Here is a 12719-nt window from a genome sequence, read left to right on the forward strand (position 1 = left end):
GGCGGGTCGGCGACGGGCGGGCGGAGGCGGGCCGCGGGCGGAGGCCGCCGCCGCCCGGGGTCAGTGGACGGGCGCGGCGCTGGCGCCGGGACCTCGCACGGTCGCGGCGGAGGCCGTGGCGGCCCGCTCGTCCGCCGTCGGGGAGAGCGCCACGAAGGCGGCGGTCAGGAAGAGGTAGGAGCCCAGTCCGACCGCGAGCGGGAAGATGAACTGCATGGCGGTGGCTCCGGGCAGGGCCTGGTCGGAGGGGGTGACGCGGACGGTGACGGCCAGCATCCCGGTGTAGTGCATGCTGCTGACGGCCAGGCCCATGACGAGCGAGGCGGCGGCGACGGCCACCGGGGCCTTGATGTTGAGCGCGGCCCACAGGGCGGCGGTGGCCGCGACGACGGCGATGGCGATCGAGAGCCCGACGGCGAGGGGATCGTAGGAGACCCGGCCGTGCAGTCGCAGGGCGGCCATGCCCAGGTAGTGCATGCTGGCGACGCCGAGCCCGGTGGTGAGCCCGCCGAGCACGAGGGCCCGGCCGCGGTTCCTGCCGTAGCCGACGGCGAACACCCCCGCGCCCACGACGAGCATGGCGACGAACAGGCTCAGGAGCGTGAGCGGTACGTCGTAGTGGATCTCGGTGCCGGTGACGTGGAAGCCGAGCACGGCGACGAAGTGCATCGTCCAGATGCCGGTGCCGATGGCGGAGGCCGCGGTGAGGAGCCAGTTGCGGCGGGTGGCTCCGGTGGCCGCGAGCGCGCGAACGGTGCAGCGCAGGCCGAGGGCGGCGCCGATCGACGCCATCACGTATGACAGCACGGGCGTAAGCCACCCGTAGGCTGCGTGGTCCAGGTGTCCCATGGCCACGGGACGCTAGTCCGGGTGAGGGCACGAACAAGGGGAGCATTCCGAAAGCCGCTGCAACTGCTGGAATATGACAGAGATACGTTCGTCTTCGATCACACGGCGCGCCACCTTGCGCACGGTCCGCAGCCGGCCCCGGGAGGGGAGTGCGGGATCATGACCGCATGAGCCGTAATGACCGAAAGAGCGAGGACCCCGCACGCGTGCAGGAGTTCTTCGGGGTGCGCGCCGACGACTGGGACCGCAAGTTCCCCGACGACGGGCCCGCCTTCACGACCGCCGTCACCGAGTTCGGCCTCGCCCCGGGCGACCGGGTGCTGGACGCGGGGTGCGGCACCGGCCGGGCGCTGCCCGCGCTGCGCGCCGCGGTCGGACCAGGGGGAACCGTGCTCGGCGTCGACGTCACCGCCCCGATGCTGGCCGCTGCCGCGCGGGCCGGCCGGGCCGGGGCCGGCGCCCTGCTGCGCGCGGACGTCGCCCGGCTCCCGCTGCGCGACGGCGCCCTCGACGCGGTGTTCGCCGCCGGACTGATCGCGCACCTGCCCGACCCCGGGGCGAACCTGGGCGAACTCGCCCGCGTGGTGCGCCCGGGAGGCCGGCTCGCGCTGTTCCACCCGATCGGGCGGGCGGCGCTCGCCGCGCGCCACGGCCGCGCGCTCACCCCGGACGACCTGCGCGCCGAGCCCAACCTCCGCCCCCTGCTGTCCGCCTCGGGCTGGGAGCTGACCTCGTACGCCGACGAGGACTCCCGCTTCCTGGTCCTGGCGACCCGCCGGGACTGACGCCGCCGGCACCGGCGCCGGGACCGGTACGTGACCGGTACGTGACCGGTCGCGGCTAAGCGGGCGGCTGCGCCTCGGCTCCGGCGGGGCGGCGCGGAGGGGGCACGGGGCAGCCGCCCGCGCCGGGGACGGGGAAGGTGCCGAGCTCGCCCACGTCGTAGCCGTCGCGGTAGCCCTTGATCTCCGGGTTCTGGCGGGCGTGGTGCGGGGCGCGGCGCGGCGGCATCAGGCGCACCGCCCGACCGCGCAGCCGCAGGGCTCCCCGGACCAGCCGGCGGACGCGGGGGTGCGGGGCCTCGTAGCGGAAGGCGTCGATCAGGGAGTCGTCGAGCAGGGCGAGACCGCCGCCGCGCACCGCCGGGGCGAGCGGGCTCGGGTACCAGGAGGCCATCAGGTCGAGGGTGGCGTCGGCGACCTCGCGGCCGCCCTCGGACGGGCCGAAGTGGGCCTTCTCGTAGGCGTCGAGGGTCTCCTCGAACTCCTCGTAGGTGCCCGGGACCTCCTTGACGCCCAGGTGACGGCCGAGGGTGGCGTAGTAGTTGGCGCAGGCCCGGCGTTCGTGGTGGGTGAGGGGGCGCCAGCCGTAGGCGTCGATCCAGCGGGCGGGGATCACCACGAAGGTGCACAGGACGTAGCGCATGTCGTCGTCGGAGATGTCGTAGCCGCGGTGCATCTGGTTGACGCGCCGGATCGCGGTGCGGCCCGTGTCGCTGTCGAAGCCGTGCTCGACGACCGCGTCGAGGAGCAGGGCCGTGTCGTCGTAGCGCTTCTGCGTGCGTTCGGTGAACTCGGCGGTCTCGGCGAGCAGGCCGCCGATGGCGGGGACGGCGTAGGTCCGGAAGAGGGCCAGTTCGAGGGCCCGGGTGAAGTCCCAGGGGAACTCGTAGGTGGCGGTGAGCCGGTAGATGGTCAGGAAGTCCTTGTCGGGGTCGAGACGGAGGATCTCCCTCAGCCGATCGTAACGACGCACCGGTCTCCCTTTCTGTCGCGGGGCCCCAACTCTACGTGCGGGCGGCGACCGTGGGCGTGAGGGCCTGACCGGCACGGATGGACGCGGATCGGCGTGCGGAAACCCTCGACGGCTCCGCCGGTCGCTGGTTAAGGTGCGCCGACGAGACGGCGTCGGAATCGGGAGGGCACGTGTCCGACGAGGAGGACGGGGGCTCGCTGTACGTGCTGACCGCCGTACTGCTGACCCCCACGCGGTTCCCGACGATGCTCGGTGACGACTTCCCGGAGGCCTGCGCGCTGCTGGGGATCCCGCCGGCCCCCGACGGGTACGGGCTGGTGCTCGGGCAGGACCAGGAGGGGGCCCGCTGGACGGTCGTCGTGGACGACGTGGCGCTGGTGGCCTCCGCCGTCGCCGCCTGGGACTGCGGGATCGACCACGAGCTGTCGCCGGACGAGCGGAGCATCGTGGTGTCGCTGGCGGGTTGGCCGCTGGACCTGACCGTGGCGGCGCCCGGGATACCGGAACCGCACGACCCGGAACAGGGCGCGGACGGTACCGGTCGGGTGCCGTTGGCGCCGCCCTCGGCGGACGCGTGGGGCCCGGTGCAACGGCGTCTCGGCGCGGACCAGATCGCCCGTGAGTGGGCGGACTGGGGCGGGCGGGAGGCGGAGGACGGCGGGGCGGCCTCGGCGGCACACCCCGGTCTGGCGCGGGCGCTGCGCGAGGCCGTGGCCTACGCACGGGAGACGCCGCCCCCGGGCCGGGTGCGGTCCTCCTTCGCCGGCGAGGGCACGCGGACGCTGCGCGCGGACGGGCCCGGCTGGTCGCTGGTGGCCCGGACCGACGGCGCGGCCTTCGTCCTGCTGGACGAGCTGCCGGGCGAGGTGTTGAGCGTCCCGCGTACGGGCGCACCCGCGCTGCGCGAGGGCCCCGCCGACCTGCCCGCGCTGGCGGACCTGCTGACGGCACTGGACCGGGTCGCCCTCCGGCCGGCGTGAGCCCGGCCGCCCGGCGTCGGGAGCGCGCGGGTGTCCCCGGGCGCCCACCGGGGCCGGACGCGTCGGACACGCCCGGCCCCGCCAAGACCCGTCCGGCCCCGTCAGACCCGTTCGAGCGGGACGTGCGGGAGCGGCGGGAGGGTGACCGTGATGACGTCCCCCGGGCGGATCGTGCCGCCCCGGCGGACGACGCCCATGATCCCGGCCCTGCGGACGAGACGGCCCTCCTCGTCCCGTCCGACGACCTGCTTGAGCAGTCCGCCTCGGAAGTCGTCGATCTGCCGGCAGGGGTTGCGCAGGCCGGTCACCTCGACCACGGCTTCCCCGCCGAGGCCCAGCAGCGCGCCGGTCGGCAGGGCGAGCAGGTCCAGGCCCTGCGTGGTCACGTTCTCCCCGAGACCGCCCGGTCCGACGTCGAAGCCGGCCGCGGCCACCTCGTCGAACAGCTCGCGGTGGATCAGGTGTACCTGGCGCAGGTTCGGCCGGGTCGGGTCCTGGGCCACGCGCGAGCGGTGCCGGACGGTGACCCCGGCGTGCACGTCCCCCTCCACGCCCAGTCCGGTGAGCAGGGTGATGCTCTCCCGGACGGGCTTGGTGAAGGAGTACACGCCGTTGCTGCTGACCGCCGCCACCCGTGCGGTGCCGGTGTCCATCGAAGATTCCCCCCTCGTCGGCCTCAGCGGCCGAGTTGCCTTCTGGAACCGCCCCGCAGTCGACGCCGCTGGGAGGGGTCCAGCAGGAGGTAGGCGACGGCCGGAACCCCGATGAGGACCACCAGTCCCGCCCAGAATCCGACCAACCAGAACAGCACGACGGCCGCCGCGACTCCGGCGACCGCGACCTTCCCGTTCCTCGACACCCTCGAACACCTCCTCCGGACCCTGCCCGCCCGCTCGGGCGGCTGTCCGGTGAACGCCCGGGCCCTCCCGTACGTTCCCACGCCGCCGACGTTCACGGACGGGGACGGGACCCGCCAGGCCCCGTCCCAGCCCGGCCGGGTTTCGGCGCGGACTGGCCGACGCGGCGCTTGTCGGGCTCGCGGGGCGGCACGACGATGAGGGCGCCCACGCCCGCCCACGCCCGCCCACTGCCCGCCCACGCCCCGCCCGCGCGGACGCGCCCGCCCCGCCCGCGCGGACCCGCTTCCCGCACAGCCCCGCATTCCCGCGTTCCCGCGCACCACCGTCCCCGGGAGGACGCATGGCCGATCCGTCGTTGGCACTGCCGGGCGGGGCCGATCCCGCCGAACGCGGTCGCGTCCTGCGGCGGGCCCACACCGCCTTCACCCGGGACGGGCGCGTGGAGCCGCCGGTGCGGTCGGTGATCGCCACGTCCTGGCGGCGGTGCGCGCGGGCGCGCGTCAGTCCCGAGTGCGCTCCCCGGCTGGAGCTGGCGGAGCCTGACCTGCGGGCCTACCGGGACGAGCATCCGCTGGCCCGGGTGATGCCCCTGTTCCGCGACCTCGTCGGGGCGTTCGCCGCGCACGGCGCGCACCTGCTGGCGGTGTGCGACGCGCGGGGCGGGCTGCTGTGGGTGGAGGGCGAACCGGCCACCCTGCGCAGGGCCGAGCGCCTGGGCTTCGTTCCGGGCTCGCGCTGGGCGGAGGCGACGATGGGCACCAACGCGCCGGGTACGGCGGTCGCCGTCGGCCGGCCCGTGCAGGTCTTCGGGGCGGAGCACTTCAGCCGCCGCGTCCACCCCTGGACCTGCGCCGCGGCGCCGGTGCGGGACCCGGCGACCGGTCTGGTGCTGGGCGCGGTGGACATCACGGGCGGCGACGGGCTGGCCCACCCCCATTCGCTGGCCTTCGTCCAGGCGGTGGCGCGGGCCGCCGAGGGGCAGTTGGCGCTGCTCGCCCCGCCGCCGGCCGGCGACCGCGACACCCTGGCCGCGCTCGGTCGGGACGAGGCGCTGCTGGTGCTCGGCGGCCGGCGGATCCCGCTCGGGCGGCGGCACAGCGAGATCCTGACGCTGCTCGCGCACCATCCGGAGGGCCTGTCCGGGGAGGAACTGGCCCACGCCCTGTACGAGGAGGAGGAGTCGGTGTCCGCGGTGACCGTGCGCGCGGAGCTGTCACGGTTGCGGGCCCTGCTCGGCGCCGGCGCGCTGTCGAGCCGCCCGTACCGGACCGCGGTGCCGCTGGAGGCCGACTTCACGGCCGTGACCCGGCACCTGGCGGCCGGCGCCGTCTCGGCGGCCCTCACCCGCTACCCGGGACCGCTGCTGCCCGCCTCCCGCGCGCCCGGCGTCGTACGGCTGCGGCGGCGCATCGAGGACCAGGCGAGGGCGGCGGTGATCGCGCGGGCGGACGCGGGGCTGCTGGCCGACTGGGTGTGCCGGCCGTGGGGCGCGGAGGACCGCGACGTGTGGCGGGCCCTGGCGGACGCCGCGCCCGCGGCCGGTCGGCCGGCGGCCCTGGCCCGCGTACGGGCGCTCGACGCGGAGCTGGGCGCGGACCCGCTCCGGCCGGCGCCGCGGCAGCCGGCGCCGGGATCGCTCCCCGCCCGCCCCTCCACCGGGCGTGCAACGTCCCCGCAACCCCGGCGCCCCTAGCCTGCCCGCGAGCGCCGCCCGACGGCGGGCGGCGCCCGGCCAGGGGAGGACACCATGACCCGATACGCCGCGCCCGGTACCGAGGGCGCCCTGATGTCGTACGCGTCCCGCTACGACCACTACATCGGCGGCGCGTACGTGGAGCCCGCGCGCGGCCGCTACTTCGAGAACCGCTCCCCCGTCACCGGGCTGCCCTTCACCGAGGTGGCGCGCGGTACGGCCGAGGACGTGGAGCGCGCCCTGGACGCGGCGCACGCGGCGGCTCCCGCCTGGGGGCGCACGTCGGCGACCGAGCGCTCGGCGATCCTGCTGCGCGTCGCGGACCGCATGGAGCGGAACCTGGAGGCGCTGGCCGTCGCGGAGAGCTGGGAGAACGGCAAGCCGATCCGCGAGACCCTGGCCGCCGACATGCCGCTGGCCATCGACCAGTTCCGGTACTTCGCGGGCGCGCTGCGCGCCCAGGAGGGCGCGCTCAGCCAGCTCGACGAGGACACCGTCGCCTACCACTTCCACGAGCCGTTGGGCGTGGTCGGGCAGATCATCCCGTGGAACTTCCCGATCCTGATGGCGGTGTGGAAGCTCGCCCCGGCGTTGGCGGCCGGCAACACGGTCGTCCTCAAGCCGGCCGAGCAGACCCCGGTCTCGGTGCACTACTGGCTCAGCCTGGTGGCGGACCTGCTGCCTCCGGGCGTGGTGAACATCGTCAACGGCTTCGGCGAGGAGGCCGGCAAGCCGCTGGCGTCGAGTCCGCGCGTGGCGAAGGTGGCCTTCACCGGGGAGACCTCCACCGGCCGGCTGATCATGCGGTACGCGGCCGAGCACCTGGTCCCGGTCACCCTGGAACTCGGCGGCAAGAGCCCGAACCTCTTCTTCGACGACATCTGGACCACCGACGACGACCTGCGCGACAAGGCCCTGGAGGGCTTCACGATGTTCGCGCTGAACCAGGGCGAGGTGTGTACGAGCCCGTCGCGCGCGCTGATCGAACGGGGCCGGTACGCCGACTTCCTGGACGCGGCCGTGGCGCGCACCGAGCTGATCGTGCCGGGGCACCCGCTGGACACGGACACCATGATCGGCGCGCAGGCCTCCGAGGAGCAGCTGAGGAAGGTGCTCTCGTACGTGGAGATCGGGCAGCGGGAGGGCGCGAAGATCCTCACGGGCGGCGAGCGGATCGAGCACGGCGGGGAGTTGGCGGGGGGCTTCTACGTCCGGCCGACCATCTTCGAGGGCGACAACCGGATGCGGATCTTCCAGGAGGAGATCTTCGGCCCGGTGGTGTCGGTGACCTCCTTCCAGGACTTCGACGACGCGATCCGCATCGCGAACGACACCTCGTACGGCCTGGGCGCGGGGGTGTGGACCCGCGACGTCAACACGGCCTACCGCGCGGGCCGCTCGATCCAGGCCGGCCGCGTCTGGACGAACTGCTACCACGCCTACCCGGCGCACGCCGCCTTCGGCGGCTACAAGCAGTCGGGCATCGGCCGCGAGACCCACAAGATGATGCTGGAGCACTACCAGCAGACGAAGAACCTGCTGGTCAGCTACTCCCCGAAGAAGCTCGGCCTCTTCTAGGGGAGGCCGACCGCCAGGGTGAGTTCGAGGACCCGGTGGGGCGAGGCGAGGTCCGGGAACAGGTCCCGCAGCTGGGCCATCCGGTAGCGGACCGTCTGGGGGTGGACGAACAGCGCCGCCGCCACCTCGTCCCGCCTGCCCTGGTGCAGCAGCCACGCCCGCAGCGTCTCCTCCAGCCGCCGCGCGGTCGCGACGGGCAGGGTCCGCAGCGGGGCGAGGGCCCGGGCGCGCAGGTCCGCGAACGCGTCCCCGTCGGCGCTCAGCACCAGCTCGGGCAGGTGTTCCTCGGTGTCGCGGATGGCGGAGGACAGGGAGCGCGCGCGTGCGGCTCGCGCGTACGAGGCGCAGGCGCGGGTCCACGGCCGGGCCGGGCCGACCACGGCGGTGCGGTCGGTCAGCTGCCGCAGGAGGTGGGGCCGGTCGGCGTCGGGGACGAGCAGCACGCCGAAGGCGTCCGGCAGGTCGTCCAGGACGAGGGTGCTCGGGTCGAGCGTGCGGTAGGCGGGCCGGGCCTGGGCGGCGGGCAGCAGGACGGCGGTCAGCGAGACCGGGGGCTGCCACCCGGCCCGCTGGACGGAGGCCAGCAGCACGTCGGGGCTCGCGCCGGCGAGGAGGTCGCGGGCCAGGTGTTCCAGGTGGCGCTCGTGTTCCCGGCCCCGGGCGGCCAGCTCGTCGGCGTGGCCGGCGGCGCTCGCGGCGGAGAGCTCGTCGATGTAGGCGAAGGTCAGCTCGGCGAACCTGGCGACCTCGGCGGCGGGCAGACCCGCGGGTACGGCGCCCGCCGCCAGGCACCGCCAGGCCACGCGGGCGCCGACGCGGTAGGCGCTGAGCAGGGCGTCCATCGAGCGCCCGTCGCGCACCTCGCCGCGGCCGAGCTCGTAGGCCGCGTCACCGGCGTCGCCGCCCGTGGCGTTCCCGCTCGCGAGGTCCAGGTAGTGCCCCAGGGCGGTGCGGACGGCCCGGCGGATGGTGACGCCCATGCGGCCCGACAGGGCGTTCGCGTAGGGAGGGACCTCGTCGATGATCGCCTGGACGACCTCGTCCGCGGTGGTCCTCAGCGCGGCCCGAAGTGCGGTGACGGTTGTCCGATCCAGGGCCGGTTCGGTGACCATCCGGATGGGGTGACTCATATTTTATTCCCTGCGAACAATTCAGCCGACGAAATTTACGTCTTGTGGTCAGGACTTTACGCCTCGCGGCGCATCAAGCTGGAGTCATGACGAGTACAACCCTCCGCAGTAGGGCGTGGAAACTGCTGGAGATGATCACGACGCCGCTGCTGCCGTCGGACTACCTCGACCTGGTCAGCCCGCTGCGGGCGGGTGCCGACCTGCGCGGGCGCATCGAGGCCGTGCACCCCGAGACGGGGGACGCCGCGACCGTCGTGATCAGGCCGGGCAAGGGCTGGCGCGGCCACACGGCCGGCCAGTACGTGCGCATCGGGGTCGACGTCGACGGGAGGCGCCTGTGGCGCGCCTACTCCCTCACCTCGCCAACGGACCGCCGGGACGGTCGCGTCACGATCACTGTGAAGGCGATCCCGGACGGCAAGGTCAGCAACCACCTGGTCCGCAGGGCGAAACCGGGCACGCTGATCCGGCTCGACCAGCCGACCGGTGACTTCGTCCTGCCGGAGGTCAAGCCCGCCAAGGTGCTCTACCTGACCGCGGGCAGCGGCATCACGCCCGTGATGGGCATGCTGCGCGACACCGGGTTCGACGACGTCGTCATGGTGCACTGCGCGCCGCGGCCGCAGGACGTGATCTTCCGCGGCGAGCTGCACGACCTGGTCGCGGAGGGCAGGCTGCGGCTCACCGAGGTGCACACCGACACGGAGGGCGTGCTCGACATCGCCCGTCTCGACGAACTGGTACCCGACTGGGCCGAGCGCGAGACCTGGGCCTGCGGGCCCGCGGGCCTGCTCGACGCCGCCGAGGGGTTCTGGCGCGGGCGCGGCGTCGCGGAGCGCCTGCACACCGAACGCTTCCGCGCCGGCGTCGGCGTCGTCGCCGGTGACGGCGGCGAGGTCACGTTCAGCGCCACCGGCAGGACCGTCGACGCGGACGGCGCCACGCCGTTGTTGGACGTCGGCGAGGAGGCCGGCGTGCTGATGCCGTCCGGGTGCCGCATGGGCATCTGCTTCGGCTGCGTCACGCCGCTCAAGGCGGGCGCCGTCCGCGACCTGCGCACCGGCGAGATCACCGAGGCCGAGCCGGGCGTCCTCATCCAGACCTGCGTGTCCGCCGCGGCGGGCCCCTGCGACATCGAACGGTAGGAGCACCTTGACCGCCATCGACCCCACCGCCCACCTCACCGCGGAGCAGATCGAGGAGCTCGGCCGCGAGCTGGACGCGATCCGCGACGCGGTGATCGCCGACCGCGGCGAGAAGGACGCCGCCTACATCCGGAAGGTCATCTCGGCGCAGCGCAAGCTGGAGCTGGCCAGCAGGGGCGTGCTGCTGTTCTCGTTCTTCCCGCCCGCCTGGCTGATCGGCACAGCCGGGCTCTCCGTGGCGAAGATCATGGACAACATGGAGATCGGCCACAACGTCCTGCACGGCCAGTGGGACTGGATGCGGGACCCGAAGATCCATTCCACCACCTGGGAGTGGGACCACGTCTCGCCGTCCGATCAGTGGCGGCACTCGCACAACGAGCTGCACCACACGTACACCAACGTGATCGGCAAGGACAACGACCTCGGCTACGGCATCATGCGCGTCGACGAGGACCAGAAGTGGCACCCGTTCCACCTCGGCCAGCCGCTGTGGAACTTCATCAACGCCTGCTTCTTCGAGTACGGGATCGCGGCCTACGACCTGGAGCTCGGCAAGAACCTGCACAAGCGCCGCCGCAAGAACCCGGAGTTCCGCGCGCGGGCCCGGGCCGTCGGCCGCAAGATCCGCAAGCAGGTGCTCAAGGACTACGTGATCCACCCGCTGCTGTCGGGCCCGTCCTTCCTCACCACGCTCGCCGCCACGTTCACCGCGAACCTGGTCCGCAACCTCTGGTCCCACTCGGTGATCATGTGCGGGCACTTCCCCGAGGGCGTGCAGGTCTTCGAGCGCCGGTCGATCAAGGGCGAGACGCGCGGCCAGTGGTACCTGCGCCAGATGATGGGCTCGGCGAACATCAGCGGCAGCAAGGCCATGCACTTCATGACGGGCAACCTGTCGCACCAGATCGAGCACCACCTCTTCCCGGACCTGCCGAGCAACCGGTACGCCGAGGTCGCGGTCGAGGTGCGCGCGCTGTTCGAGAAGTACGAGCTGGAGTACGTCACCGGGCCGCTGCCCAAGCAGGTGTTCTCCGCGTGGCGCAAGGTCTTCCGGCTCTCCCTGCCGAACAGGAAGCCCAAGGTCGACGCCCCGGACCGCGAGAAGGAGCTCGTCGCCGCCTGACGTCCGACATCGGTACCGAGCGGGGTGCGCACATGTTTTCGGCATACTCGAACGGGCGATAACCGTCTTGATGATGCCCGTGTGTCGGCAGGGGGGTGAGATGAAGTACGACCTGTCCCACCGCGTCGTCATCGGGATCGCCTCCAGCGCCCTGTTCGACCTCTCCGAGTGCGACGCGGTGTTCCGGCAGCAGGGCGAGGACGCGTACCGGAGGTACCAGGAGGCCCACGTGGACGACGTCCTGGGCAAGGGGGTGGCCTTCCCCTTCGTCCGGCGTCTGCTGTCGCTGAACGACCTCGCGGATCCCCTCGATCCGCTGGTCGAGGTCATCATCCTGTCGCGCAACGACCCGGACACGGGCCTGCGCGTCATGCGTTCCGTCGCCGCGCACGGCCTGCACATCAGCCGGGCCGTGTTCCGGCCGGGCCGGTCGTCACACCGCTTCATACCCGCCCTGAACATGTCCCTGTTCCTGTCGGCCAACGGCTCCGACGTTCGGGAAGCGGTGGCCGACGGCCTGCCGGCGGGGCACGTGCTCCAGACCGAGCGGGTCGACGACGACACCGACCGGGAACTGCGCATCGCCTTCGACTTCGACGGCGTACTGGCGGGCGACTCCTCGGAGCGGATCTACCGCACCGCCGGCATCGACGGGTTCCGCGCGCACGAGGTCCTCAACGCGGCCACCCCTCACGACCCGGGCCCCCTGAAGGACTTCCTCGCGGGCATCAACCGCATCCAGCTCCGCGAGGAGGAGGAACGCCGCGAGGACCCCACCTATCGGCCCCGCCTGCGCGTGTCCCTGGTAACCGCCCGGGACGCCCCCGCGCACGAACGCGCCCTGCACAGCCTCAAGCAGTGGGGGCTGCGCGTCGACGACGCCTTCTTCCTCGGCGGCATCGACAAGGCCGCCGTGATGCGCGCCCTCGACCCGCACATCTTCTTCGACGACCAGGTCGCCCACCTGGCCGGCACCGCGCCCGCCACCCCGAGCGTCCACGTACCGTTCGGGGTCGTCAACGCACCCCTTCCGGGGCCTGAATGAGTGGCGTGCCCGCGGCCGCGCCCGGTGCGCCGACGCACCGCACCGGAGGTCGATCGGCCCACTCGGTAGCGTGATCGTCCACCGCGTGGAGCGACCACGCGACCGGCCGGTCCCCGCGAGGGGGCCGGCGGAGAGGAGCGAGCCGCGATGAGCGAACCGACCAAGCCGGAGATCGAACTCCCCGAGGGCGAGGCACCCGAGGAGTTGACCGTCCGCGACCTCGTCGTCGGGGACGGGCCGGAGGCGAAGCCCGGCCGGGTGGTCCGGGTCCACTACGTCGGGGTCACCTTCGCCACGGGCAGGGAGTTCGACTCCTCCTGGGAGCGGGACCAGCCGTTCAAGTTCGCCGTGGGCGGCGGCCGGGTCATCAAGGGCTGGGACCGGGGCATCAGGGGGATGAAGGTCGGCGGACGGCGCGAGATCATCGTTCCGCCGCGCCTCGGCTACGGCGGGCAGTCCCCCTCGCCGCTGATCCCGGCGGGCTCCACGCTCGTCTTCGTGGTGGACCTGCTCTCGGTGGTCTGAGGACGTGAGCGGTGGGATCCGTGGAAAGCCGCG

The 12719-nt window shown here is 73.5% G+C and carries 13 protein-coding genes; 8 read left to right on the top strand and 5 right to left on the bottom strand.

Annotation, left to right across the window (positions count from 1 at the left end):
- Nucleotides 1-60 precede the first annotated feature (60 nt).
- Nucleotides 61-849, bottom strand: coding sequence for an MHYT domain-containing protein (locus ACZ6ZI_RS07700; protein ID WP_469517475.1), 789 nt, complete (start codon nucleotides 847-849; stop codon nucleotides 61-63).
- A gap of 167 nt (nucleotides 850-1016) precedes the next feature.
- Here ACZ6ZI_RS07700 and ACZ6ZI_RS07705 point away from each other — a divergent pair, with 167 nt between their 5' ends.
- The gene (locus ACZ6ZI_RS07705) at nucleotides 1017-1634 is read left to right on the top strand and encodes a class I SAM-dependent methyltransferase (protein ID WP_469517478.1); all 618 of its coding nucleotides are present in this window, start codon (nucleotides 1017-1019) and stop codon (nucleotides 1632-1634) included.
- 55 nt (nucleotides 1635-1689) lie between these two features.
- On the opposite strand, the gene ACZ6ZI_RS07710 is transcribed toward ACZ6ZI_RS07705, so the two are convergent.
- Entirely contained in the window at nucleotides 1690-2604 is a 915-nt protein-coding gene (locus ACZ6ZI_RS07710) for an oxygenase MpaB family protein (protein ID WP_469517480.1), read from the bottom strand.
- Between the two features lie 170 nt (nucleotides 2605-2774).
- Between ACZ6ZI_RS07710 and ACZ6ZI_RS07715 the strand changes: the two genes are divergently transcribed.
- Complete coding sequence (locus ACZ6ZI_RS07715) at nucleotides 2775-3584, top strand: hypothetical protein (protein WP_469517485.1); 810 nt, start codon at nucleotides 2775-2777, stop codon at nucleotides 3582-3584.
- A 101-nt stretch (nucleotides 3585-3685) separates the two neighbouring features.
- On the opposite strand, the gene ACZ6ZI_RS07720 is transcribed toward ACZ6ZI_RS07715, so the two are convergent.
- Both ACZ6ZI_RS07720 and ACZ6ZI_RS07725 read right to left on the bottom strand, forming a co-directional pair.
- Complete coding sequence (locus ACZ6ZI_RS07720) at nucleotides 3686-4237, bottom strand: MOSC domain-containing protein (protein ID WP_469517488.1); 552 nt, start codon at nucleotides 4235-4237, stop codon at nucleotides 3686-3688.
- A 23-nt stretch (nucleotides 4238-4260) separates the two neighbouring features.
- Nucleotides 4261-4443, bottom strand: coding sequence for a hypothetical protein (locus tag ACZ6ZI_RS07725; RefSeq protein ID WP_363055343.1), 183 nt, complete (start codon nucleotides 4441-4443; stop codon nucleotides 4261-4263).
- 341 nt (nucleotides 4444-4784) lie between these two features.
- On the opposite strand from ACZ6ZI_RS07725, the gene ACZ6ZI_RS07730 reads away from it, so the two are divergent.
- Entirely contained in the window at nucleotides 4785-6137 is a 1353-nt protein-coding gene (locus ACZ6ZI_RS07730) for a GAF domain-containing protein (protein ID WP_469517492.1), read from the top strand.
- Between the two features lie 54 nt (nucleotides 6138-6191).
- Nucleotides 6192-7715, top strand: a complete 1524-nt coding sequence (gene exaC, locus ACZ6ZI_RS07735) for an acetaldehyde dehydrogenase ExaC (RefSeq protein WP_469517495.1) — start codon at nucleotides 6192-6194, stop codon at nucleotides 7713-7715.
- On the opposite strand, the gene ACZ6ZI_RS07740 is transcribed toward exaC, so the two are convergent.
- The gene (locus ACZ6ZI_RS07740) at nucleotides 7712-8845 is read right to left on the bottom strand and encodes a PucR-like N-terminal domain-containing protein (protein WP_469517498.1); all 1134 of its coding nucleotides are present in this window, start codon (nucleotides 8843-8845) and stop codon (nucleotides 7712-7714) included. The two genes, exaC and ACZ6ZI_RS07740, sit on opposite strands and share 4 nt — an antisense overlap.
- An 86-nt stretch (nucleotides 8846-8931) precedes the next feature.
- Here ACZ6ZI_RS07740 and ACZ6ZI_RS07745 point away from each other — a divergent pair, with 86 nt between their 5' ends.
- From ACZ6ZI_RS07745 to ACZ6ZI_RS07760, 4 genes are all read left to right on the top strand, one after another.
- Nucleotides 8932-9990 carry a ferredoxin reductase gene (locus ACZ6ZI_RS07745; RefSeq protein WP_469517501.1) on the top strand — a complete coding sequence of 353 codons (1059 nt, stop codon included), beginning with the start codon at nucleotides 8932-8934 and terminating at the stop codon, nucleotides 9988-9990.
- Between the two features lie 7 nt (nucleotides 9991-9997).
- Nucleotides 9998-11116: a fatty acid desaturase family protein gene (locus tag ACZ6ZI_RS07750; protein ID WP_469517504.1), complete on the top strand. Its 1119-nt coding sequence runs from the start codon at nucleotides 9998-10000 to the stop codon at nucleotides 11114-11116.
- 100 nt (nucleotides 11117-11216) lie between these two features.
- Nucleotides 11217-12161, top strand: coding sequence for a 5'-nucleotidase (locus ACZ6ZI_RS07755; RefSeq protein ID WP_469517507.1), 945 nt, complete (start codon nucleotides 11217-11219; stop codon nucleotides 12159-12161).
- Between the two features lie 147 nt (nucleotides 12162-12308).
- Nucleotides 12309-12686: an FKBP-type peptidyl-prolyl cis-trans isomerase gene (locus ACZ6ZI_RS07760; protein WP_469517510.1), complete on the top strand. Its 378-nt coding sequence runs from the start codon at nucleotides 12309-12311 to the stop codon at nucleotides 12684-12686.
- Nucleotides 12687-12719: the final 33 nt, after the last annotated feature.

It is taken from the genome of Streptomyces sp. NPDC103540 (assembly GCF_055584445.1).